Origin of the sequence: Deferribacter desulfuricans SSM1 (assembly GCF_000010985.1) — a bacterium.
GTDB classification, from domain to species: domain Bacteria; phylum Chrysiogenota; class Deferribacteres; order Deferribacterales; family Deferribacteraceae; genus Deferribacter; species Deferribacter desulfuricans.
The window spans coordinates 2,137,215-2,162,508 of the sequence record NC_013939.1 but is presented as its reverse complement, the minus strand read 5'-3'; the positions used below and the strand labels follow the sequence as shown (position 1 = coordinate 2,162,508).

Genomic DNA, 25,294 nt, shown 5'->3' with positions numbered 1-25,294 from the left:
ATATAGACTCTCGCTTTAATGCTCCCCGGTAGCTCAATCGGCAGAGCGGGTGGCTGTTAACCACTAGGTTGGCGGTTCGAGTCCGTCCCGGGGAGCCATTTTTTTATACCCTCTTTGACATAATCAGATTCCCATCAACTTGATTCGATTATTATAGTTAATATTTATTATTTAGTAAAATACATCGAAAATTTACTTGACTCATAGTTTTTCAATGTTGTATATTTTTAAATTATGATAAACTGCTTAATATTTTCATTAAAAAATATTTTTTCTATACACTTGCTGGAGAGTGAAATTGAACTGAGGGATATTCAGGGACTTTTAAGTCACAAAAGTTCAAAGACGATAGAAAGATATACCCATGTAAGCACGAAGAATATTTCCTCAATAAAGAACCCGCTTGATAACCTTTTAGGAAGTGTAAAATATGGCGAAAGAAACAATGAATAATGGTCATACAGAGGGAAATATATATAAACAATTTGTATATATCCCACAGCTAGTAGTATGTCCGAATAGTTCAAACATTGACGAGTTAGGCGACATAAAAAACATAATAAGAAGGAATAAAAATGTCAGGAAACATTAGAAAAGACAAAGAGTTAGATTTTCTCTCTGAACCTAGCCCAGATATATTGAGAAGGGAAATCAAAAATATATGCGACAGTTACAGCCATCCTTGGGACATATTAGCAGAGTTGTGTCAGAATTCTGTAGATGCAATAATATTATACAACAGCAAATTCGGGAATGAGACTGGGAAAAAACATGAAATTGACATTGCCATTAATTCTATTGAGAGGTCTATAAAAATTAAGGATACAGGTGTTGGTTTCTCTTCAAAAAATTTCTCAGAATTGTTATCTCCTCACGGCACAAATAAAGATGCGGTTTCTGAAACTATCGGAGAAAAAGGTGTGGGTTTAACTTATACAATATTTATTTCAAATTATTATAATATCAATACTGTTTCAGAAAACGCTCACATACAAGGCCATATAGAAAATGCATCTTTTTGGAAAACAGGAAAAATTAAAGAACTTCCAAAATTTAAGGTGGAAATATGGGAAGAAAAGAATTTTACCCCATTAGATACCTTCACTGAAATATTTATCAAAGATATCGAAAAAACATATTCGGACGAGGATGATATTTTCAATATGTCGATACATGTTATAGAATATATTTTGAGAACTAAAACTGCATTAGGTTGGCTGAAAAAAATATTTGACAATAAAGATTTGGATATCAGAATTACATTAAGTCTTAAAGATATAAATGGAGATGAACAAAAAATTGAGTTATCTCCTTATTATATGCTGCCTGAAGAATTCATATCAGATAAAGACAAAATAGATTTAGATAATTTTAAAAACTTAGCTGCCACACTTGATGACCGACAAAAAGCAAAGAAATTACAAGGTAAAGCGATTATAAAGAAAGGGGCTCTTAATAGAGCAGGCAAGAAAATAAATTTTTATGCACTTTTTGTTCCTAGTAGAGGGTTCTGGAAAGATATCAGTGACAAAGCAGAAATATATATTATAGATGATTTAGGTAATAAAAAATACCTTTATGAGGGTGGAATTTATGTTGGAACAAAAGGAATGCCTACTGGCATTAGAATAGAACCTCCAATTACAGGTTATGCAGGTTACTGGCCTAATTTTTACATAATTTTAGAAGACGATACAATAAGTTTTGATTTGGGGAGAAAATCTATACCAAATAGAACTAAAGGATTATTAAGAAATATTGCTAAAGATTTATTTCAAGAGTTTATTCCATTTATCCAATATGCTACTTCCGATCCAGCTGTTAAAGCCCCTACTACATCTACGATACAACAATATAAAAAGAGTAAGATTTTTGAAGAACTTGAAAAACTGCCTGATTTAAATATAGATAAAATTAATTATTTAAAGCATCCCGATGGGCAAGAAGCTAGTGTGGTAGCATTATTTCACGAATTAGTAGCTTCTAAGATTTTGAAAGGATACTACACACTAAGAACTGGGTATAAACAAACTTATGATTTGTGGGGTAGATATAGAATTAATAAGAAGTTGATAGGTTCTAATTTTCATCATCTAGCTGAATATTCTGATATGATAGATTTACCTATAATTATTGAATTTAAATATAAAGCAGAAGACATCTTGAATGATTTTGAGAAAGATATAAAATATTTTACCGATATAGATCTTATTGTATGTTGGGATTTGGATACTTTAAAGTTTTCCAAACATAATGTTAAAGTAGAACCGATCTCAGAAGATGACATTTTATTTTATGGTAGCAACTATAAACTAATTTGGCCGGGTGCCTATAATTTAGGAACAGCAAGTGAAAAGCCAGTAATTGCTCTAAGAAAGGTGGTTGAAGATTATGTTGCATCTTTGTAATTTTTCATCGCCTAACAAGCGGGTATCTGGTTAGGGCTGAAAGCCCTAACCAGATACCCGTAGGGCGTTATAAAACTTCCTAATGTAGATACTGTAATATATATTACAGTATTGAAGGTTGCGTTATTAAGAGGGATGCAATTTTATAATTGGGTAAGAGAGCTTGAGTTATTAAAAAAGTGAGCAGAGCTCTAATAAAGCTCATTTATTATTGGGATAAAAAGGGTGAAAATGAAATAGATATGGTTGCAGTAAATGAAATGGAAAAAAGAGCATTAATAGCAGAAGTAAAACTAAACAAAAACAAAATAAATTTACAAAAATTAAAAGAAAAATCAAAAGATATTCTGAAATTTTTAAAAGGTTATAATATTGAATATAAAGGGTTTAGTTTAGAAGATGTTTGACATTTCGAGGGTATTGCACAGAAATAGATACTAAATGTATTAGATTGCTTCGCTGACGCTCGCAATGACCAATTTCTCAGTCATTGCGAGGAGCAAATACGACGAAGCAATCTTATGATTATTATAATTATCAAGACATTAGTCAATTGTGCAACATCCTCATTTCAGTTGATAAACTTTTAAGAGTTTTAGTATATATTTAATTTGATGTGACTTATCATATCTTGATTTGCCATTTTGCGTTTTTGCCGCGGCCAGTGCTTTGAATTAAACCTCTTTTTGAAAGGGAGTATAAATGCTTTCTTATAATCTCTTTGTCAATATCTAGTTTTATTGAAAGGTCACTTACTGATTGTGGGGATTGCTTTAGTTCATTTAAAATTTGAAAGATGACGTCGTCGTTGTTTGTATAATATTCAATGGGTATCTCCTGAACGATATTATGTTTAACTTCGTTTTTCAGTGATGCTATAGCAATAAAATATTGGGTTACCCAATATTCAGCCATTTTTCTATTGCCGGCAAAAATTATTGGCAGTTTGTTTGTTTTAGCAAAAAGTTGATGTATTAGTTTGGCAATCAAGCTTATAGAAACCTTATTTCCCACTTTTTTAGGGTTAAAAAAGTCGCTATAATTTGCTTCAACAACGAGAGCAGCATGAGGTAAGGATTGCAGCTCTAGTAATTTCATGATAAATAAATCAAAATTTGATAATTCTTTACAAAAATTATTCAATGTTTTTCTTTCAACAATTGCAACCAAATTTCCTAAACTATCTTCTAAAGCATAATCGCCTAATGGTAGATATCCAAATTTTACACTAAAACTGGGAAAATTATATGGATACTTTTCGTTTGATGATATTGTTATGGTAATATCTTTTTTATTTACTTTAGGGATATAAACGTTTTTTAGTTTTCTTTCTGTTATCCCTCTTTGTGTCCTAAAAAAGATTTGAGTGTATGTGCCTTCTTTATTTTTATATTTTTTCTCTAAGAAAAGAAATTCGCATCTTTTTTTAGTGTTTCTTTTTAGAGTAATGCTTATTTTTGAGCCAAATTTTTTAAAATTATTAATTTCAACTTCTTCGATGATTTCATTATCATTTACAGAAAATGGTTCATCATTTTTTAGACAAAATATATGCCCTTTTTCTCCTGGCCATTTATCTTGTAAGAGTAGTGATAGGATTGTGTCGCTCCCTTTTGTAATAAAAAGTTTATAAGGGAACGACTTGCTTTTCGATTTTGTAATTACCCATTTTAAATTGTTACTTTTGTGAAGCATAAAAGAAGTATAATCAAAAAGTTATAATATGCAACATCGAAGAATTTATTTTATATAGGGATGATTTTATTTTTATCGAGGATTTCTTTGTATTTTTTGATGTTTGTTTTTTCCCAGTTTTGTTTGATGTATAGTAAATCATCTTTGTTTATAAAATTTATATTATCTGCTATTTCGGTTAAAATTTCCACTAACTTATAGAATTCTCTTTTGAGCTCTAAATAAAGCTGCATCAGTTCTAATTTTGAGCGATATTGACCATAAGTGTTTGCAAGTTCTTTATATGAGCTTTTCCCCATTTTTATGTAATAATCGATTGATACAAGTTTGTTTTTTATTGAATCAGGGTAGAGCCCAGATAATATTAATGAAAAATCACCGGCAAGCTTTAATAATCTGACTTTTTCAAAAATATTCTGATGAAAAGCTTCCATGAATATTTCTGCAATAGCTTTTTCTCTAATTATTTCATTATTTAAAAGCTCGTTATTATATGTGAGCTTTTTTAAAAGATTTAAAATATATATTTTTGAATATTCTGATAATGTCTTGGATAGACTTTTTTCTGCTGATTCAATGAGTTCATAAAAAAGTTCATCTAAGTTGCTACTTTTTGTCATTTACATCCTCCCCAAATTATCTATATATAATTTATCGATCATAAAATAAAATTTTCAATACAATTATTTAAAAAAATGATATAAATATATTAGGATGTTGCACAATTGTATAATTTTTTGAAACTACTATTTTGAGATTGCTTCAGCAACTTGCTTCGCCTCGCAATGACTGAAATTACGGCCATTACGAGCGTTAGCGAAGCAATCTGGGAATTACCATCGTGCAACATCCGTAGATATAAAAAATATTGTAGGGGTATTTATGGATTATTTAAGTTTGATGGATAGGGTTAATTTGCAACCCAATCCAAAGGCGCATAAATTAATTGGGGAGCTGTTTTTAAAACCTATTTATAAGCTTAGGAAATTAAATATAGTTTTGGAAGGGTTAGAAAACATACCTGATGAGCCTGTTGTTTATGTGATGAACCATACTGATAGGTTTAATTATTTTCCGTTTCAGTATCAGCTCTATTTATTGCGAAATAAGATTAAATACCCCTATACTGCTCCCTGGGTGAAGCTTAAGTATTATGAAAGTAAGTTTCTTACTATGATTTTTAACTGGGGTGGTTGTCTCCCCATGCCATCTAAAGGGTACTTGATTGTTAAAGATTTAAGAGAAGAGTTTAAAAATGATAAAAAATTAATTGCTAAATACTATCCAATATTAAAAGATTATGTTGATGGTAAAATATCTGACGATGTTTTAGCAGAGAATGAAAACTTGAAAAATTTTATAAATAAATATGAAGATTATCGGGAGAGGGTTAACAGTTACTTTGAAAAGTTGATGAAACGAGCTTTTGAACTATGTTACGATGCTGTGCATAATAAACATTTAAATCTCTTAATTTTTCCTGAAGGGACAAGGTCTAAAAGGTTGCTTGAGGGTAAAGTTGGTGCTGCACAATTTTCTGTGGCACTGAAGAGTCCAATAGTTCCTGTTGGTTGCAATGGTAGCGATAAAGCTCATACAAAAAATATCCCAATAGTAGAGAAGAATAAAACTGTAGTCTATAGGATAGGTGAACCTATTTATCTTCATAAGATGGAGATGTTTCAAAATTTAGAAGAATTTATCCCTTTTACAGAAAGTGCTAACAAATATTATAAATTATTCAAAGAGGGTATAGATTTTGTAATGAAAAAGCTTGCAGATTTGCTTGATGAGGAGTATAAGCCATCTGGTGAAACTGTTGGCAGGGATCTAAGTAAGTTCATTTTAAAATAACAAATTTTTAAAAAAATAACTTGACATAAATTGGCTCAACTTTATATTAATATTAGCACTCAAAAGTTGAGAGTGCTAACAAGCGAGGCTGAAAATGGATAGGCTGGACGAAAGAGAAGAAATAGTTTTAAAAATTATAGTTGATGAATATATTGATAGTAGTGAGCCAGTTGGTTCAAGGCTGGTATCACGTGTTGGTCCATTGAAACTTAGTCCTGCGTCCATTAGAAATATAATGAGTGATTTGGAAGAAAAGGGTTATATATACCAGCCTCATACTTCTGCTGGTCGTGTGCCAACAGATCTCGGTTATAGATATTATATTGATAGATTTGTAACTATTTCCTCAAATAATATTAAAGAAGATATTATTAAAATGACCGGGAATATAGAAGCAAAAAATATTAAACTGCTGTTTAAAGAGGTTACAAAACAACTTAGTAAATTGACACATTCTGTTGGTTTTGTTGTTTCTCCAAATACTGGAGCATTATTTTTAAAACATTTAGAGTTTTTAAAACTAAATAAATATGATGTATTGGCAATACTTGTTACAAAAACTGGAATTGTGCAAAATGTGATTCTTCATTTAGATGTTGATATCCCTGATAACGTGTTACAAAGAATTAGCAACTATATAAATGAGCATTTTGAGGGTGCATCTCTTTTAGAGGTAAGGGAGAGAATTTTTAAAGAGTTAGAGAGAGAGAAACAAGCTTTTGATAATTTTATAAACTCTTTTAAGAATTATTTACCAAAAATCTTTGAAATAGAAAGTATTGATGATGGTTTTTATTACGATGGTACGAGTAATATATTAGATTTACCTGAGTTTTCCGATGTTAATAAATTAAAAGAGTTTTTAAAAACTTTTGAAGAGAAAACGCTCATTTATAAAATAGTCGATAAGTGTGTTGAGTCAGACAGTGTACAAATATTTATTGGCTCAGAGATTGGTGAGCAAAACAGTGATGTGGGGTTGGTGGTTAAACCTTATAAAAAATCTGGCAAGGTACTGGGTACACTGGGAATAATTGGACCAAAAAGGATGAAGTATCCAAAAGTTGTACCAATAGTGGATTATACAGCTAATTTGATTAGCGAAGTAATTGAAAGATTAGGAGGAAAGGATGAGTAAGAAAAAAATAAAAATTAACAAAGATAATGAAGAAGTAAAAAATTCTGAAAAAGAAAAAGATGAAATGACAAAAGATGATAAAAAACAAGACAGTAATAACCAAAAAGAACAGGAAATTAAAACTGAACATGATAAGAGAGTTAATGAGTTAGAGACTGAGCTTGAAAAGTTAAAAAAGGAATTACAGGAAAAAGATGATAAGATACTAAGACTGTCTGCTGAACTTGACAATTTTAGAAAGAGATTAATGAAAGAGACTGAAGAGAAGTTAAAATATGCTAATCAGGTATTATTAGAGAATTTATTACCTGTAATAGATCATTTAGAGATGGCATTAATCCATGTTAAGCCAGACTCCCCTGTGGAGTCAATCAAAGAAGGTGTGGAATTAACTCTAAAACAGATGAAAGACACTCTTGCAAAATTTGGTTTAAAAGAGATTGAGCTAAATATTGGTGATGATTTTGACCCAAATTATCATGAAGCTTTAATGTTAGATAATAAAGAAGAATATGAAAACAATAAAGTAACACAGGTATTACAAAAGGGTTACATTTTACATGATAGGGTCATAAGACCCTCAAAAGTTTCAGTAAATAAAAAAGAAGAAAAAAAAGATAATATAAAGGAGGAAGAAAATGAGTAAAGGAAAAGTAATAGGGATTGACCTTGGTACAACTAACTCTGTTGTTGCAGTTATGGAGGGTGGTCAACCTAAGGTTATTGTAAACGCAGAGGGTATGACGACTACTCCATCAGTAGTTGCTTTCACTGATAGTGGTGAAAGACTTGTGGGTTTACTTGCTAAAAGACAGGCAGTAACTAACCCAGAAAATACAATCTTTTCAGTTAAAAGGTTGATTGGTCGTAAAATAGATGACCCACAAGTGGAAAAAGCGAAAAGGATACTGCCATATAAGATTGTTCCATCAAATAATAATGATGCATGGGTAGAAGTAAGAGGTAAAAAATATTCTCCACCAGAAATATCTGCTATGGTTTTACAAAAACTTAAAAAAACTGCAGAAGATTATTTGGGTGAACCAGTTACAGATGCTGTAATTACTGTGCCTGCATATTTTAATGACGCACAGCGTCAGGCTACTAAGGATGCTGGTAAGATTGCAGGATTGAACGTTTTAAGGATTATTAATGAGCCAACAGCTGCAGCACTTGCTTATGGTCTCGATAAGAAAAAAGATGAAAAGATAGCTGTTTATGACTTAGGTGGTGGTACATTTGATATATCTATTCTTGAAATAGGTGATGGGGTATTCGAAGTTAAGTCTACAAACGGTGATACTTTCCTTGGTGGTGATGATTTTGATAACAGGATTGTTGAATGGTTGATAGAGGAGTTTAAGAAAGAAACAGGGATCGATTTATCTCAAGATAAAATGGCTTTACAGAGATTAAAAGAAGCTGCTGAAAAAGCTAAACATGAACTTTCTACAGCATTAGAGACTGAGATTAATTTACCATTTATAACAGCTGATGCTTCAGGGCCAAAACATTTAATTAAGAAGCTTAGTAGAGCTAAATTAGAATCTCTTGTAATGGATTTGGTTGAGAGAACATTGGAGCCATGTAAGAAAGCTCTTGAGGATGCTGGTTTGACAACATCAGACATCGATGAGGTTATACTCGTTGGTGGTATGACAAGGATGCCACTTGTTCAGCAAAAGGTAAAAGAGTTCTTTGGTAAAGAACCTCACAAAGGTATTAACCCTGATGAGGTTGTTGCTATCGGTGCAGCTATTCAGGGCGCAGTATTGAAAGGTGATATTAAGGATGTGTTATTACTTGATGTGACACCACTTTCACTTGGTATTGAAACACTTGGTGGCGTAATGACTAAGATTATCCCTAGGAACACTACAATACCAACTAAGAAAAGTCAGATCTTTACTACAGCAGCTGATAATCAAACATCTGTTACAATACATGTTCTACAGGGTGAGCGTGAGCTTGCAAAAGATAATAAATCTATTGGTAGATTTGAGCTTGTTGGTATTCCACCAGCCCCAAGGGGTGTGCCTCAGATTGAGGTTACTTTTGATATAGATGCAAACGGTATTTTGAGCGTATCAGCAAAAGATTTAGGTACAGGTAAGGAGCAGTCTATAAGGATTACACCTAGTAGCGGTTTGACTGAAGAAGAAATTGAAAGAATGGTTAAAGAAGCTGAAATGCATGCTGAAGAAGATAAGAAGAAGAGAGAGCTTGTTGAGTTGAGAAACCAAGCTGATACTTTGATATATTCTACTGAAAAATCATTGAAAGAGCATGGAGATAAAGTTGATGCTGCGACAAAAGAGGAGATTGAAAAAGCTCTTGATGAATTGAAAAAAGTTCAAAGTGGAGAAGATGCAGAAGCTATCAAAGCTGCTATTGAAAAGTTAACATCTGTATCTCATAAGCTTGCAGAAGCTATTTATAAGGCGACTGCAGGTGGAGCAGGTGGAGCTGAAGGTGCTCAGACTGATGCAGGTGCTCAATCTGATCAATCAGGAGCAAGTTCTGATAGTTCAAAACAAGAGGATGTTGTAGATGCTGATTATGAAGAAGTAAAGGATGACAATAATAAATAATAGGTTGTAAAAATTTGAGATACTAAAAGGGGTGTGTAAAAGCACCCCTTTTTTTATAAATAGCTTTACTAAATATATGTTATTGAGTATTAAAGATGAAGTGAAATGAAAAAGTAATATTTTGAGATTGCTTTGCTGTTGCTCGCAAATGACTAATTTTTCTTTCACTGCGAAGCAATGAAAGTTGCTAGAGCAATCTCTATAAGGCAATGAATTATGAGATTGCTTAACTTCATTTGCAATGACACTGAACAATTGGTCGTTGCGAGGAGCTTTGCTCCGAAGCAATCTCAGAATTATGGTAATTTTCATAATGTTAAAGTAATGGTAATAGCTAATTGTATAAACAGGAGGTTGAGGGTTGGCAAAAGATTATTACGAATTATTAGGTGTTAATAGAAATGCTACAGAAATAGAGATAAAAAAGGCGTATAGAAAACTTGCGTTAAAATACCATCCTGATAGAAATCCTGGAGATAAAGAAGCAGAAGAAAAGTTTAGAGAGATTACAGAAGCTTATCAGGTCCTTATTGACCCTCAAAAGAGGGCGCAATATGACCAATTTGGGAGAGTTTTTGATGAGACTTCTTCAGGCGAAGATTTTTCTTCTACAGTGTTTGATGATTTTTTTGATGACATTTTTGAAGGTTTTTTTGGTTTTAGTCGTAGTGGGAGAAGAAGGGAAAGACCAACACGTGGTAGTGATCTAGAAGTAGATATTGAGATAGAGTTTGAAGAGGCTGTATTTGGTGTTTCTAAAACAATAGAGATTAATAAAGAGGAAGTGTGTAAAAGATGTGATGGCTCTGGTGCTGAGCCTGGTGGTAAGGTTACATGCCCTACTTGCCATGGAAGAGGGCAGTTTGTTCAGAGACAAGGTTTTTTTACTGTTTCAACGACTTGTCATAGATGTAATGGTACCGGTCAGGTAATAAAAGAGGTATGTAAAGAGTGCCATGGAAGAGGCATAAAATATACTAAAAAAAGTATTAATGTAAAAATTCCACCCGGTGTGGATAATGGTATGACTCTAAGGGTTTCTGGCGAAGGGAACTCAGGAAGATATGGTGGACCAAATGGTGATCTATTTGTAAATATTAATGTTAAACCACATAAATATTTTAAAAGAAAAGGGAACGATATCTATATAGATATACCAATCCCTTTTACAGATGCTATCCTTGGGACAAAGATCACTATACCAACTTTAAAAGGGGATGAAACCGTGGATATTAAACCTGGGACTCAGCCTGGAGATACTATAGTTTTAAAAGGGTATGGTATCCCTGAAATTAAAGGTTATGGTGTCGGTAACATGTATGTAAATTTAAGAGTTGTTTTACCTAAAAAACTTACAAAAGAAGAAAAAAAATTGTTAACAGAATTTAAAAAGGTTTCTAAGAATAATTTTATGAAAGAAGATAAAAAACTGTGGGATAAATTTAAAAGTTTTTTTAAATTATAAAGGATATGGATTATTTAAAAAAATTTAAAATACTGATTATTGCAGGTGTCTTGTTAAGTGTGCTTATTTTCAGTTTGCATATATATTCCTCTTTAAGCACATTAAAATCTATTAAATCAAATGTCTTAGAGTTGGGTAAATTTATTGTTAGCTCCTTTGAAATTAGTAATAGGTTTTTATTTATTAATAACGAATTTGGTAGAAAAAAATATGAAGAATTCATTAAACAGTTTTCATCCAATAAATCGATTGATAATCTCATTATATATGATGAAAAAGGTAAAATATTATTTGTCGGTAAAGAAGGTGATAGAAAACTAGAAAGATATTTTCCAGATGAAACAGAAATTAAAGAAGATAATAAAAATTTTATTATTTATCATCGTATGGAGAGAAATTTTGGAGCTGGGATGATGGGGATGATGAGAATGATGAGAGGTTTCCACCCAACTCCAGTTGAGCATACTTTTTATATGGCTCTTTTTTTGAGTAAATCATCATATAATTATTTTAAGAAAAAAATGATTTCAGATTTGATTCAGATGATTATTTTATACATTTTTATGATATTAATATTGGGGTATTCTTATCGCTATTTTAAGCTTTACGCCGAATTATCTTCTAAAATTAACAAGATGGAAAAAAATGCTGAAATGGGTAAATTTGCCAATTTATTAGCCCATGAAATAAAGAACCCTTTGAGTTCTATTACTGGTTTGCTCCAGTATTTATTAGATACTGAAAACAATGAACAAAAGCAGGATATATTGTTACGTGTGAGAAATGAGTTAAAGCGATTGAATGATATGGTAAACGATTTTTTAACATATGGGAGAGAGATTCAGCTTCAGTTGGATAATGAGGATATTAGTGAGATAATAAGTGAAGTAATCGAAATGTTAAAATACGACATTGAAAGCAAGCAACTTAATATAGATATAAAAGCAGAAAAATTGATTGCCCAGGTAGATAGAAATAGAATGATTCAGGTTTTTATGAATCTTATTTTAAATGCTATTGATGCTTCTAAAACTGGTGATACAATTAAAATAGCTTTTGAAAGAAGAAAAGTAAAAATCATAAACAATGTTTATGAAACTGTTAAAACTGATAAAATTTTTGACCCTTTTTATACTACTAAAACTGTTGGTAGTGGTTTGGGGCTTTCTATCGTGAAAAAAATAGTGGAATTGCATGGATTTAGAGTGTATTTAGAAAATACAGATCCATTTATTATTGTGTTGGATTTTGAAAATGGCGGATAAAAAGAGAATATTAATTGTTGATGATGAAGAAAATCACAGGTTTATGGTAGGTCTCCATCTAAAGGAGAACTATGATATATTAGAGGCTCAAAATGGGCTTGAAGCTTTGAATATTTTAGATGATGAACATGTCGATCTTATTTTACTTGATGTAAAAATGGATGTAATGGATGGTCTTACGTTCCTATCTCATTTGAGGAAGAAAAATCTCAATATACCAGTAATTGTTATTTCAGCATTTAACAATGTTAGGACAGCTGTAGAATCTATGAAATTAGGTGCACTGGATTATATTACAAAACCTGTTGATATTGAAATATTGAAAAATCAAATAGAAAACTTGTTAGAGTCTGAAGATAAAAATGAAATGGAATTAGTTGAAGATTATGTTTATGAGGGTGTTTATTCGAAAGAAGGGTTAGGTAAAATTATTGATGTTTTAAAACTTGTAGCGCCTACAGATGCTACGGTTTTAATTATGGGTGAGTCTGGAACTGGTAAAGAGTTGGTGGCAAGATCAATTCATTTAAACTCCCCAAGAAAAAATGAGCCTTTTTTGGCAGTAAATTGTGCAGCGTTAAATGAAAATTTAATTGAAAGCGAATTGTTTGGGCATGAAAAAGGTGCTTTTACTGGAGCTGAAAGTAGAAAATTAGGGAAATTTGAACTGGCCAATGGTGGTACACTTTTTCTTGATGAAGTGGGTGAGCTCCCTATTTCAACTCAAGCAAAATTATTGAGAGTTTTGCAGGAAGGAACTTTTGAAAGGGTTGGAGGCACTAAAACAATTAAAACAGATGTGAGAATAATAGCTGCTACAAATAGAGATCTTGAAAAAATGGTTCAAGAAGGGAAATTTAGAGAGGATCTTTATTATAGATTAAATGTTTTCCCTGTAAAATTACCCCCTTTGAGGGAGAGAAAAAATGAGATCCCTTTGCTGTTAGATTTTTTTATTAAAAAATATAGTCAAAAATTCCAAAAGATAATAAAAGGGTATGAGGATGGTTTTTTAGAAAAATTAATGAGATATGATTTTCCTGGTAATATAAGAGAGCTTGAAAATATTGTGGAGCGTAGTATAATTTTGGCAAGAAGTGAAAGATTAACATCTGATTTATTGCCTCCTTTAAAATATTCTAATGGTTTTGATAGTGGAGTAAAAAACATTAAAGAACATGAAATTGAAGCTATTAAAAATGCATTAAAAGAAACTGGTGGTAATAAAACAAAAGCAGCGGAGCTTCTTGGTATATCAAGAAAAACTCTTCATAATAAATTAAAAGAATACAACATAGAGGTGTAAAGTGAGTAAAAAACTTTGGGGTGGAAGATTTGAGTTGCCAACTGATAAATTTGTTGATGAATTCAATGCTTCAATTCACTTTGATAAAAGGCTTTATAAATATGATATAAAAGGAAGTTTGGCGCATGTGGAAATGCTTTCAAAGCAAGGGATAATTCATCCTGATGAAGCAGAAACAATAAAAGAAGGTTTATTGCAAATATTAGAAGAGATTGAAGAAGGTAAATTTGAATTTAAAACAGAGCAAGAAGATATTCATATGGCAATTGAAAGTAGGTTAAAAGAGATAGTGGGTGATGTTGGCGGTAAATTACATACTGCAAGAAGCAGAAATGACCAAGTGGCCGTTGATTTTAAGATGTTTTTAAAAGATATGGTCAATGAAGTTAAAATGTATTTGAAAGATTTGATGGAAGTTATAGTAAAAAAGGCTGAAGAAAATTTAGATGTTATAATGCCAGGCTTTACTCATCTTCAAACTGCGCAACCCATTTTGTATAGTCACTATTTGATGGCTTACTTCCAGATGTTTAAAAGGGACTATGAACGTTTTTCAGATGCATACAAAAGACTTGATGAGAACCCCCTTGGTGCATGTGCTTTAGCTGGGACAACTTTTCCGATTGATAGGTTTTTTACTACAGAGCTATTAGGCTTTAGTAAACCCACCGAAAATAGTTTAGACTCTGTTAGTGATAGAGATTTTGCTCTGGAAATTTTATCAGCAGCTTCAATTTGTCAGATGCACCTGAGTAGGTTGAGTGAAGAGATTATTATTTATGCAACAAGTGAATTTGATTTTATCGAACTTTCTGATGATTATTGCACTGGCAGCAGTATTATGCCTCAAAAGAAAAATCCAGATGTGGCAGAATTGATTAGAGGTAAAACTGGGAACATTTATGGAAGTATGATTTCACTTTTTACAACGATGAAAGCTTTACCTTTGGCATATAACAAAGATATGCAAGAGGATAAACAACCTGTTTTTAGAGCATTAGATGATTTAATGGGTAGTCTAAAGATTATGGCTCCTATGTTAGAAAAAGTGAAAGCTAAAAAAGAAAATATGTTAAAATCTGCATCAAAGGGGTATTCTACAGCCACAGAGCTTGCAGATTATCTTGTAAGAAAAGGGATCCCTTTTAGGGATGCTCATTTTATAGTTGGGAAAACAGTTAAATATGCGATAGAAAAGAATAAACAGTTGGATGAGCTGAGTCTTGATGAATTAAAACAATTTTGTGATAAGATTGAAAATGATGTATATAAATATATTAATGTTGTGAATGCTGCTAAAAATAAAAATAGTTACGGTGGAACCGGTTTAGAATCTGTAAAGGTGCAGATAGAAAATGCAAAAAAATATATTAAGAATTTATAGTTTATTTATTATTTGTACTTTAATTTTTTTTGGTTGTGGGAAAAAAACTGATCCTGTACCTAAGAGTATGTTTAAAATAAAAATGCCATCGGAAAATCAGGTGGTTTTAGCTAAAGATGTTATTGTTATTAAAAATAGTTCAAAAGATAATTTACTTTATGTATATAAAAGTAAAGATTCAAAATGCATAAACTATCAATTTTTGACAACAGTGTTACCTGGTAAAGAGTATGTAGATAAAGAAGTTAAATATGGGGATAAGGTTTCTTATAAATTGATATATAAACATCCTGACTATAGGATATTTTCTGATCCTTTGTATGTGACAAAACTTTTTGTGAAAAAACCGATAGTTAATGTGAGCCAAATTATAAAAGTGGATGGTGGTGTAAAAATCGTTTTCGAAAAAAATGACGAAGTAAAGTTCATAGTTTACGGCTTTTCAACTGATAATTTGAATAAAATAGTTAAAAATAATGAAATATATGTGGAAGTAAACGAGCCCTTTAATCTGTATTTTCAGCCAGTAAGCAAATCTAATATTAGAGGTGATATCAAGAAAGTTTATGTGGATAAAAGGTTTTTTGAAAAGCTACCTGAAGTCAAAAATATAAGAATTTTAAAATCTAAAGATAAATATATTATTACGTGGGAATCTGACCAAAATATGTTTAAAGTGTTAGATAAAACAAAAGATGAAGTGAAGTTAGTAAAAAATAAATTTTTCACAACAAACAGATGTGGTAGTTATATTATTTTTACAACGAATGGAATTTTAGATTCAAAAGGTGTAGAGATTAATCCGTGCAAGTAATTTTAATTGAAAAAATCTAATAAGTGTATATAATTTTGCACGTTTGAAAAATCACCTAAACTGGAGAGGAGAAATATGTATACGATTTTAATTTCCATATCAACATCTTTGCTTGCTGCTTTAGCGCTTTATTATACAACATACAATATTATCTGGTCGATTCTTGTAATGATAGTGGTGTTAATTCTTTTAAATTATTTGATTGGAAAATCCATTTTAAAAAAGTTGGTGTCTGTATTTAAAGAAGTTGAAAAAGACTTAAAAAATAACCGTTTTGAAAAAGCAATAAATAGACTAAAAGATGCTTATAAATATTCGAGATGGCAGTTTTTTGTAAAGGAGCAGATAAATTCTCAAATAGGTATTATCCTTTATATGCAGAGAAAATTTGACGAAGCTAAAGAATATCTCGAAAAAGGGTTTTCTAAAAACTGGATGGGTATGGCAATGCTTTCAGCGTTGTATTTTAAAGAAAAAAATTATGATAAGGTTAAATCTACATTGGATAAAGCGATTAAAAATTCTCCAAAAGAAGGATTTTTGTACAGTTTATATGCATATTTCTTAGTTGAAATGGGTGAAAAAGATAAAGCTTTAGATATATTGGTAAAAGGTAGTAAGAAGGCACCTCTTGATGATAAATTAGAATCTAACCTTGAAGCGTTGAAAAATGGCAAAAAGATGAAAATGAAAAATTATGGCACATTGTGGATGCAGCTTAATATTGAAAAGATGCCACAAGGGATGAAATCCTATCATATGATGCTTGCTAGACAAAAGATTAAAAGAAGATGAATTTAAAAGATATTCAAAGTTTGTATGATCATAGAAATTTAACAATCGATAAAGTTGGTATAAAAGGTATTAAATATCCAATTGTCTTAAAAGATAAACGTAAGGGTAACCAGCACACTATTGCCGCTATCAATATGTTTGTTAAACTCCCTCACAATTTCAAAGGCACTCATATGTCTAGATTTGTTGAAATACTAAATAAATATCGTGACAATATTAGCATTTCCTCTTTTAAAGAGATTTTAGAAGAGATGAGGGTTAAGTTAGATTCAGAGGAAGCCCATTTTGATATGCAATTTACATATTTTTTAGAAAAAGAGGCTCCCATATCAAAGTTGCCGTCATTAATAGATTATGAGTGTAGATTTAGCGGAACTGTTTCTGATAACAAAAAGGACTTTGTTTTAACAGTTACCGTTCCTGTGGTTAGTGTTTGTCCTTGTTCAAAAGAGATTAGTGATTATGGAGCTCATAATCAGAGGAGTTATGTCACAATTGCTGTGAGATATAATAAAATGGTATGGATTGAGGATTTAATTGAAATTGCAGAGAAGTCAGGTAGCTCTCCAATTTATTCCCTTCTTAAAAGGGAAGATGAAAAATTTGTGACAGAAAGATCTTATGAAAATCCAGCTTTTGTAGAAGATATTGTGAGAAATGCAGCAGAGCTACTTTTGAAAGATGAGCGTATTACTTGGTTTGAAGTCTCTAGTGAAAACTTCGAAAGTATTCACAACCATTCTGCTTTTGCTTCTATATGCATAGATAAAACTAACAAGTAAATTTTTACCTATTGCTCAAGTAAAACGTTGGAGTAGGAGATTGCTTCACTTTGTTTGCAATGACTAAATTGTGGGTCATTGCGATGAACAAAAGTCGTCGGAGCAATATTTAAATAAGTTAGTTTCAAAAGTTTAAACTATTGTGCAATATTTTTTATTTTTTATATCCGTACTTGATGGATAATTTATGAGCACCTTTTAAAACAGCTGGTATAATTTCTTTCTCTATTCTTTCGTCGCTCATTCTTTCAACAGGTGCAGAAATACTAATTCCTGCAATTACTTTTCCCATAAAATTAAAAACAGGAGCTCCAACGCATCTAACACCTAACTCAAATTCCTCAAAATCTGTAGCATAACCTCTTTGTCTCACAAGTTCTAATTCTTTTAATAATTCCTCTAAATTATCAATTGTATTGTCAGTCATTTTTACTAGTTTATCAGAGTAATATTCTTTGACTTTGTCAGTTTTCATAAATGCCAGCTGAGCTTTCCCTGTAGCTGTTGCATAAGCTGGGCCTATATTCCCTATTCTTGGGACAACTCTAACAGCTAAATCTGTTTCTATTGCGTTTAGATAGACAATATTCCCTTTTCTTAATACGCTTATATGAACTGTTTCATTTACTTCTTTTTTTATTTCAGAAAGAATCTGTTTTGATGCATCAATAAGATTTAATTTATTTAAATAAGCTTGAGATATTTGAAATGTTTTAACATCCATTCTAAAATTGCCGGTTCTTTTGTTATATTCTACATACCCAAAACTTTCTAGGGTCGCCAACAATTTGTTAACATTGCTACGTGTTAAACCTAATTTTGCTCCAATTTCACTAATACTAAGTTCTTGCTCACTGCTACCCAGTAATTCTAAAATATCCAAAGCGTTATTAACAGCTTGGACAGCGTATTCTGATTTATCTCTACGCACCATTCACCTCACTAAAAAACTGTTTACCTTATAACTCACTATAAATTAATTATAACTTAGTTTTATTTTTTGTCAATAGCACAGAAATAAAACTTTGTTAATAAAAAATACTACAACTTGGTTTATTTTAAAACATAAAACAGATTTTCTGTCAATAAGTAAAACTGCAAAATTTGTTGACATTTAAACTGATATCTGATATATCAGATATCAGGAAGTGTGGGAGATGAATATGAGTTTGAATGTGTTGAATACTAAGTCGTTAAGAGAGCAGGTTTATGACTATTTAAAAGAGGAGATTAATGCTGGCAGGCTAAAAAAAGGAGATTTTATAGATATAAATAAGCTATCAGCTCAACTTGGCGTTAGTAAAACCCCTTTGCGTGATGCTTTGTTGCAATTAGAGATTGATGGGTTCGTAAAAATATTGCCGAGAAGAGGTATTGTTGTTAATGAGCTTACACTTGATGATATTAAAAATCTTTATGAGATGATTGGAGGGTTAGAAAGCTCGGCTTTGATGTCTGTAGCAAGTAAGTTGAGAGATGATGATATAGCTGAGATGAAAGAACTTAATCTCGAGATGAGAAAAGCTTTAGATAATGACAACTTTGATCTTTATTATGAAAACAATGTAAAATTTCACAATGTATATCTTAGGCTAAGTAATAACAGCCAGCTATTAAGAACATTGGATGTATGCAAGCAAAGATTATACGATTTTCCAAGGGAAAAGGGGTATGTGCCTGACTGGGAGTATAACTCATTGCTTGAGCATGACAGATTAATAGAGCTGCTCGAAAAGAGGGAGTATCTTTTAGCGGCTGATTATATCAGAGATGTTCACTGGAGCTTTGAAGTTCAGAAAAATTATATCATTCAATACTATTTTAAAGGTAAAGTATGAAGGGTGTAGTTTTTGATATTAAGAGATATGCTGTAAATGATGGTGATGGTATAAGGGTTACAGTTTTCTTAAAAGGGTGCCCTTTGCGCTGTATGTGGTGTCATAATCCTGAGAGTCAAAAGATGACACCACAGATGTCTTTTTTTCAGTCAAGATGTATTAGGTGTGTTACCTGTGAAACTGTTTGTCCTGAAAAAGCTATAAAAATAGCTGATACTTTAGAGGTTCATGATAATTGCACGCTTTGTGGAACTTGTGTAGATGAATGCCCTGCAGATGCCCTTGAAATCATAGGTTATTACATTGCTGCAGAGGAAGTTATAGAATCGGTCTGCAAAGATGAGCTCTTTTTTGATAGCTCAAAAGGTGGTGTAACCTTTTCTGGTGGAGAGCCTTTTGCACAGCCAGAATTTTTGAGAGAACTATTGAAATTATCAAAAGAAAAAAGGTTGAATACATCTGTTGATACCAGTGGATATACCGATTTTGCAAATATTGAGGCATGCAATCAGTATATTGATACATATCTTTATGATATCAAAATGATGGATGATGATAAACATAAGAAATATACAGGGGTTTCAAATCGTTTGATTTTAGAAAATTTAAAAAAGCTTGATGAAATAGCTGCGGATATAAGGGTTAGAATCCCTTTAATCCCTGGTGTAAATGATGATGTAGAGGAGATAGATAAGATCTATGATTTTATAAAAGATCTAAAATCAGTGAAGGGTGTGGATTTGCTACCTTATCACAATATTATGATTGATAAGTATTTAAGGTTAGGGATGGATGTTTTGGTGGGGGATATACCAGAGATAGATAAAAATAAAATTAATTATTTTAAAGAATTTTTTGAAAAAAATGGTTTTTCCGTTTTGATAGGAGGATGATATGGCAACAAAAATCTGTGTTTTAAATTTTCCAACAGGGAAAGAATATCTTGAAAGAGGCTCAACAGAAAGGATAAGGAGACTTAGGAGAAAGAGCCTTGAAACAGAAGAACGCATCAGTGGTGAAAGAGCAAAAATCATTACAGAATTTTATAAGAACAATAAAGAGATGTCTATACCGGTTGTTAGAGGGAAAGCTTTTAAGTATTTGATGGAGAAAAAATCTTTATATTTTGATAAAGATGAGCTGATTGTTGGAGAAAGGGGTGAAGCTCCAAAAGCTGTACCTACCTATCCAGAAGTTTGCTGCCATTCTTTAGAAGATTTGAAAATGCTAAATGATAGAGAAAAAGTGCCATACAAAGTAAGTGAAGAAGTATTTGAATTATACGAAAAAGAGATTATCCCTTTTTGGGAAGGTAAAACGATTAGGGATAAGATTTATGCTGAAATGGATGAAGAATGGCTAAAGGCATACAAAGCAGGGATTTTCACAGAGTTTATGGAGCAAAGAGCCCCTGGTCATACAGTTTTAGACGATAAAATTTATAAATACGGGATGAAAGATTTTATTAAAAAAATTGATGAATCAATTGCAAATCTTGATTTTGAAAACGATCCCTTTGCTTTTGATAAAAAAGAACAGCTAATTGGTATGAGGCATGCAGCAGAAGGGCTAATTATTTATGCTAAAAGATATTCCGAGTTGCTAAGAAAAATGGCTGAAGAAGAGATAGATGAAGAAAAAAGAGCAGAGCTGTTAGAGCTTTCAAGAATTTGTGATAAAGTGCCAGAAAATAAGCCGGATACCTTTCATGAAGCTTTGCAATATTATTGGTTTGTCCATGTGGGGGTAATTAGTGAGTTAAATACTTGGGATGCGTTTAATCCTGGTAAATTAGATAGAAATCTTTACCCATTTTATAAAAAAGATATTGAGGAAGGGCGTTTGACTAAAGAAAGAGCAAGGGAGCTTTTAGAATGTTTCTGGATAAAGTTTAATAATCAGCCAGCTCCTCCAAAAGTGGGGGTAACAGCAAAGGAGAGTGCCACATATACAGATTTTGCTCAAATCAATCTTGGTGGAGTAAATGAGGATGGCAGTAGTGCTATAAATGAGCTGACTTTTCTAATACTTGATGTAATAGAAGAGATGAGATTGTTACAGCCAAGCACAAGTATTCAGGTAAGTAAAAAGAGTCCTGATAGGTTTATCAAAAGAGCTTTGCAGATAATTAAAACAGGTTTTGGGCAGCCTTCAATATTTAATACCGATGCTGTAATACAAGAATTATTAAGGCAAGGGAAATCAATTATTGATGCAAGAAATGGTGGGACAAGTGGGTGTGTAGAAGCTGGAGCGTTTGGAAAAGAGAATTACGCATTGACAGGTTATTTTAATTTGGTGAAAGTTCTTGAGGTTACACTCAATAACGGCGTTGATCCTTTGACTGGTGAAAAAATAGGGGTTGAAACAGGTGATCCAAGAGAGTTTAAAACCTTTGATGAGTTAATGAATGCTTTTAAAAAGCAACTTGAATATTTTGTAAATGTAAAGCTAAAAGGGAACAGGATTATTGAGAGGATTTACGCAAAATATATGCCTGCTCCATTTTTATCAATTCTGATTGATGATTGTATCGAAAAAGGGGTGGATTACAATGCAGGTGGCGCAAGGTACAACTCCCTTTATGTCCAAGGTGTAGGTATTGGGACAATTACTGATTCATTATCAGCTATAAAATACCATGTTTTTGATACAAAAAGGTTTACCATGGATGAGTTGTTAATGATGTTGAAAGCAAATTTTAAAGGGTATGAAAAGGAAAGGCTATTTTTATGGAACAAGACACCAAAATATGGCAATGATGATGATTATGCTGACAGTATAATGAGACAAATATTTGAAACATTTTTCTCCTTGATTGATGACAGACCTACGACAAAACCTGGAGGAAAATTTAGGATTAATATGTTGCCTACTACCTGTCATGTATATTTTGGTGAAGTGTGTGGTGCAACTCCAGATGGTAGGTTTGCGCATGAGCCTCTTTCAGAGGGGATATCACCTGTTCAGGGGTGTGACAGAAATGGCCCTACAGCTGTTATAAAATCTGCTGCAAAGATGGATCATGTTAAAACAGGTGGAACTTTGCTTAATATGAAGTTTTCTCCATCATTTTTGGAAACAGAAAAGGGGATTGATGCAGTTTGTTCGCTAATTAGGTCTTACTTTGCTATGGATGGGTATCATATTCAGTTTAATGTAATTAGTGCAGATGTTTTAAAAGAGGCTAAAAAACATCCTGAACAGTATAGGGATTTAATCGTAAGGGTTGCTGGTTATAGCGACTATTTTTGTGATTTAAATGATAAGTTGCAGGATGAAATAATCAGAAGAACAGAGCACGAATCTATGTAAAATCCAAAAAAACAGTATGATTTTAAAGCCCCTAATGGGGCTTTTTTTATGTTACGTTATAGATTGATATGTTGATAATAAATATAAACATGTGATCGCTTCTGCAACTTTTGTTGTCTCGCAATAACCAAAAACGCAGTCATTGCGAGCATTAGCGAAGCAATTTCCAATTTTTGTCACTGCGAGGAACGTTAGTGACGAAGCAGTCTAAATTTCGTAAGTAGTGAATGGTGAATAGTGAAAAGTGAAATATGAAAAGGGAATAAAAGAAGAGATTGCTTCGGTAACTTATGTTGCCTCGCAATGACCCAAAAATGCCGTCATTGCGAGCGTCAGCCAAGCAATCTGAGGTGATTAAGCAACTCTTATTGAGCAACACCCTCATTTCAAACAATTTATAGTGATTTGTTTAGAAATATGGTATTATGAGACTTAAAAAGGTTGAATATTTTTTAACTCTGAATTATATAACACATCTATGGATAGATTAAACGATTTAAGAAAAGAGATTGATAAAATTGATGAGCAGATTTTAAAGCTTCTCAATGAGCGAGCTAAGCTTGTGATTGAAATTGGTAAGATAAAAAAGGAGCAGAACAAACCATTGTATGTTCCTTCAAGAGAAAAGGCTATATATGAGAGGTTAAAAAGTATAAATACAGGCCCTTTTCCTGATGAATATATAAAAAATGTTTTTAGAGAGATAATTTCTGCTTCTTTATCACTTGAAGAGGTTCAAAAGATTGCTTATCTTGGGCCTGAGGGCACTTTTACGCATCTTGCAGGAATAAAACATTTTGGGCTTGCAGCAAAGCTTATACCGCTTTCTAATATCTCAGATGTGTTTGAATATGTGGAAAAAAAGAGATGTGCCTATGGTGTAATCCCTATTGAAAACTCATTGGAAGGTGTGGTCAATCACACACTTGATATGTTTATGGATTCCGCCTTAAAGATTTGTGGTGAAATATTTTTAGAAGTTTCTCATCATTTAATGAATTTGAGTGGAAAATTTGAAGATATCAGAAAGATATATTCTCACCCTCATGCCATAGCACAGTGTAGAAAATGGCTTAGCAAGAATGCTAGAAATATTACTATTGTAGAGGTTGAGTCCACTGCGAAAGCGGCCGAAATTGCAAAGGGGGATGCTTCTGTTGCTGCTATAGCCAGTGAAATGGCTGAAATTCAATACGGACTAAAGATAGTGGAAAAGAGTATCGAAGATTATACAAACAATTACACAAGATTTCTTGTTATAGGTTTTAATGAGCCTGCGAAAACAGGTAATGATAAAACATCTATTATGTTTTCGTTAGCTCACAAAGCTGGTTCATTATACAACGCTTTGAAAGCATTTGCCGAAGAAAATATCAATATGACTAAGATTGAATCGAGGCCTTCAAAAAGGAAGGCTTGGGAGTATATCTTTTATGTGGATATCGATGGACATATAGATGATGAGCCTGTTAAGAAGGCTCTTGAAAATTTTTCAAAAAATGTAAATATGCTAAAAATATTAGGTTCATATCCAAAGGGGGAAAAATGATAGATTTTGAAAAATTGGCTGGAGAAAATATTGCAAGCTTAATCCCTTATCAGCCAGGAAAACCTGTAAAAGAGCTTGAAAGGGAGCTTGGTATTAAAAAGGCAATTAAACTTGCCTCTAATGAGAACCCTTTGGGGATTCCACCAAAAAGTAAAGAAGCATTAATGAATTTTTTGGATGAATTAAATAGATATCCGCTTGGAGATTGTTATTATTTAAGAGAAAAATTGAGCAAAAAATTGAATGTGGCACAAAATGAGTTGCTATTTGGTACTGGCTCAAATGAAATTATTGAGCTTCTTATCAGGACTTTTGTGAAGCCTGGAGAAAATGTGGTATCTTTTGCCCCAAGTTTTTCTGTATATGGGATAATTGCACAGGCAAATAACTCCTTTTGCAAATGGGTTGAAACTGATAAAGATTTTATTGTGAATTTTGATAAAATACTTGAAAATATCGATGAGAAAACAAGGCTTGTATTTTTAGCCAATCCAAATAACCCCACAGGGACTTATTTTAGTGAAGAACAGCTTGTATCTTTTCTTGATAAAGTGAGAGAAGATATCCTTGTGATACTTGATGAAGCTTATTATGAATTTGTCGATGCGGCAGATTATCCTAATAGTTTGAAATTGATGAAAAAATATCCAAACCTTTTTTCCATGAGAACCTTTTCTAAAGCATACGGATTGGCTGGACTTAGGATAGGATATATTATTGGTAATAGTAAAGCTCTTGATATGCTAAATAGGGTGAGGCAACCTTTTAATGTAAATATGGCTGCTCAAGTAGCGGCTATTGCTGCTCTTGATGATCATGACTTTTTAAGAAAAGTTATAAAAAACAATAGGGACGGAAAGCTGTATCTGTATAAAGAGTTTCAGAGGCTTGGTTTAAAATATTATGAAACGCAGGCAAACTTTATACTTGTTGATGTTGGTGATGGGAATAGAGTTTTTAACGAGTTATTGCATAAAGGTGTGATTGTTAGATTTCTTGGGCCAAAACTGGCACCATTTATCAGGGTGTCTATTGGATTGCCTGATGAAAATAAAGTTTTTATCAAAAAATTAGAAGAGGTTATTGGAGGCTAAA

At 32.2% G+C, this 25,294-nt stretch carries 22 protein-coding genes and 1 tRNA gene; 20 read left to right on the top strand and 3 right to left on the bottom strand.

What is annotated here, in order from left to right:
* The first annotated feature begins 22 nt into the window (after positions 1-22).
* The 4 genes from DEFDS_RS10700 to DEFDS_RS10690 all read left to right on the top strand — a co-directional run bounded on the left by DEFDS_RS10700 (position 23) and on the right by DEFDS_RS10690 (position 2,815).
* Positions 23-98: transfer RNA gene (locus DEFDS_RS10700), tRNA-Asn, on the top strand.
* A gap of 136 nt (positions 99-234) precedes the next feature.
* The gene (locus DEFDS_RS13410) at positions 235-453 is read left to right on the top strand and encodes a tyrosine-type recombinase/integrase (RefSeq protein ID WP_084742566.1); all 219 of its coding nucleotides are present in this window, start codon (positions 235-237) and stop codon (positions 451-453) included.
* A gap of 122 nt (positions 454-575) precedes the next feature.
* Complete coding sequence (locus tag DEFDS_RS10695) at positions 576-2,408, top strand: ATP-binding protein (protein WP_013008813.1); 1,833 nt, start codon at positions 576-578, stop codon at positions 2,406-2,408.
* Between the two features lie 179 nt (positions 2,409-2,587).
* Positions 2,588-2,815: a DUF234 domain-containing protein gene (locus DEFDS_RS10690; RefSeq protein ID WP_041223749.1), complete on the top strand. Its 228-nt coding sequence runs from the start codon at positions 2,588-2,590 to the stop codon at positions 2,813-2,815.
* Positions 2,816-3,032: 217 nt separating this feature from the next.
* Here the strand turns inward: DEFDS_RS10690 and DEFDS_RS10685 are convergent, their stop codons facing one another.
* A complete protein-coding gene (locus tag DEFDS_RS10685) occupies positions 3,033-4,103 on the bottom strand; it encodes an ERCC4 domain-containing protein (protein WP_013008812.1) in 1,071 nt (356 codons plus the stop codon).
* Between the two features lie 50 nt (positions 4,104-4,153).
* Positions 4,154-4,723, bottom strand: coding sequence for a hypothetical protein (locus DEFDS_RS10680; RefSeq protein WP_013008811.1), 570 nt, complete (start codon positions 4,721-4,723; stop codon positions 4,154-4,156).
* Positions 4,724-4,985: 262 nt separating this feature from the next.
* Between DEFDS_RS10680 and DEFDS_RS10675 the strand changes: the two genes are divergently transcribed.
* The 11 genes from DEFDS_RS10675 (at position 4,986) to folE2 (ending at position 17,497) form a co-directional block, all read left to right on the top strand.
* Positions 4,986-5,957 (top strand): lysophospholipid acyltransferase family protein, encoded by a 972-nt coding sequence (locus DEFDS_RS10675; protein ID WP_013008810.1) that lies wholly within the window; start codon positions 4,986-4,988, stop codon positions 5,955-5,957.
* A gap of 94 nt (positions 5,958-6,051) precedes the next feature.
* The gene (gene hrcA, locus DEFDS_RS10670) at positions 6,052-7,095 is read left to right on the top strand and encodes a heat-inducible transcriptional repressor HrcA (protein WP_013008809.1); all 1,044 of its coding nucleotides are present in this window, start codon (positions 6,052-6,054) and stop codon (positions 7,093-7,095) included.
* Complete coding sequence (gene grpE, locus DEFDS_RS10665; protein ID WP_013008808.1) at positions 7,088-7,741, top strand: nucleotide exchange factor GrpE; 654 nt, start codon at positions 7,088-7,090, stop codon at positions 7,739-7,741. The genes hrcA and grpE overlap by 8 nt, the downstream gene beginning before the upstream one ends.
* A complete protein-coding gene (dnaK, locus tag DEFDS_RS10660) occupies positions 7,734-9,686 on the top strand; it encodes a molecular chaperone DnaK (protein WP_013008807.1) in 1,953 nt (650 codons plus the stop codon). The genes grpE and dnaK overlap by 8 nt, the downstream gene beginning before the upstream one ends.
* A gap of 361 nt (positions 9,687-10,047) precedes the next feature.
* Positions 10,048-11,151, top strand: coding sequence for a molecular chaperone DnaJ (dnaJ, locus tag DEFDS_RS10655; RefSeq protein ID WP_013008806.1), 1,104 nt, complete (start codon positions 10,048-10,050; stop codon positions 11,149-11,151).
* 5 nt (positions 11,152-11,156) lie between these two features.
* A complete protein-coding gene (locus DEFDS_RS10650) occupies positions 11,157-12,416 on the top strand; it encodes a sensor histidine kinase (protein WP_013008805.1) in 1,260 nt (419 codons plus the stop codon).
* On the top strand, positions 12,406-13,722 hold the full coding sequence (locus tag DEFDS_RS10645) for a sigma-54-dependent transcriptional regulator (RefSeq protein WP_013008804.1): 1,317 nt from the start codon (positions 12,406-12,408) through the stop codon (positions 13,720-13,722). The genes DEFDS_RS10650 and DEFDS_RS10645 overlap by 11 nt, the downstream gene beginning before the upstream one ends.
* A 1-nt stretch (position 13,723) precedes the next feature.
* Positions 13,724-15,106, top strand: coding sequence for an argininosuccinate lyase (gene argH / locus DEFDS_RS10640; RefSeq protein ID WP_013008803.1), 1,383 nt, complete (start codon positions 13,724-13,726; stop codon positions 15,104-15,106).
* Positions 15,078-15,920, top strand: coding sequence for a hypothetical protein (locus DEFDS_RS10635; protein WP_013008802.1), 843 nt, complete (start codon positions 15,078-15,080; stop codon positions 15,918-15,920). Before argH ends, DEFDS_RS10635 begins: the two co-directional genes overlap by 29 nt.
* 75 nt (positions 15,921-15,995) lie before the next feature.
* On the top strand, positions 15,996-16,715 hold the full coding sequence (locus DEFDS_RS10630; RefSeq protein WP_013008801.1) for a tetratricopeptide repeat protein: 720 nt from the start codon (positions 15,996-15,998) through the stop codon (positions 16,713-16,715).
* Positions 16,712-17,497 (top strand): GTP cyclohydrolase FolE2, encoded by a 786-nt coding sequence (gene folE2, locus DEFDS_RS10625; RefSeq protein ID WP_013008800.1) that lies wholly within the window; start codon positions 16,712-16,714, stop codon positions 17,495-17,497. The genes DEFDS_RS10630 and folE2 overlap by 4 nt, the downstream gene beginning before the upstream one ends.
* A gap of 154 nt (positions 17,498-17,651) precedes the next feature.
* On the opposite strand, the gene DEFDS_RS10620 is transcribed toward folE2, so the two are convergent.
* On the bottom strand, positions 17,652-18,431 hold the full coding sequence (locus DEFDS_RS10620) for an IclR family transcriptional regulator (RefSeq protein ID WP_013008799.1): 780 nt from the start codon (positions 18,429-18,431) through the stop codon (positions 17,652-17,654).
* Between the two features lie 229 nt (positions 18,432-18,660).
* Between DEFDS_RS10620 and DEFDS_RS10615 the strand changes: the two genes are divergently transcribed.
* The 5 genes from DEFDS_RS10615 (at position 18,661) to hisC (ending at position 25,293) form a co-directional block, all read left to right on the top strand.
* Positions 18,661-19,335 carry a GntR family transcriptional regulator gene (locus DEFDS_RS10615; RefSeq protein ID WP_153801495.1) on the top strand — a complete coding sequence of 225 codons (675 nt, stop codon included), beginning with the start codon at positions 18,661-18,663 and terminating at the stop codon, positions 19,333-19,335.
* Complete coding sequence (locus tag DEFDS_RS10610) at positions 19,332-20,228, top strand: glycyl-radical enzyme activating protein (protein ID WP_013008797.1); 897 nt, start codon at positions 19,332-19,334, stop codon at positions 20,226-20,228. Before DEFDS_RS10615 ends, DEFDS_RS10610 begins: the two co-directional genes overlap by 4 nt.
* 1 nt (position 20,229) lies before the next feature.
* Positions 20,230-22,650 (top strand): trans-4-hydroxy-L-proline dehydratase, encoded by a 2,421-nt coding sequence (gene hypD / locus DEFDS_RS10605; RefSeq protein ID WP_013008796.1) that lies wholly within the window; start codon positions 20,230-20,232, stop codon positions 22,648-22,650.
* Between the two features lie 478 nt (positions 22,651-23,128).
* Positions 23,129-24,199 carry a prephenate dehydratase gene (gene pheA, locus DEFDS_RS10600; protein ID WP_013008795.1) on the top strand — a complete coding sequence of 357 codons (1,071 nt, stop codon included), beginning with the start codon at positions 23,129-23,131 and terminating at the stop codon, positions 24,197-24,199.
* Positions 24,196-25,293: a histidinol-phosphate transaminase gene (gene hisC / locus DEFDS_RS10595; RefSeq protein ID WP_013008794.1), complete on the top strand. Its 1,098-nt coding sequence runs from the start codon at positions 24,196-24,198 to the stop codon at positions 25,291-25,293. The genes pheA and hisC overlap by 4 nt, the downstream gene beginning before the upstream one ends.
* Position 25,294: the final 1 nt, after the last annotated feature.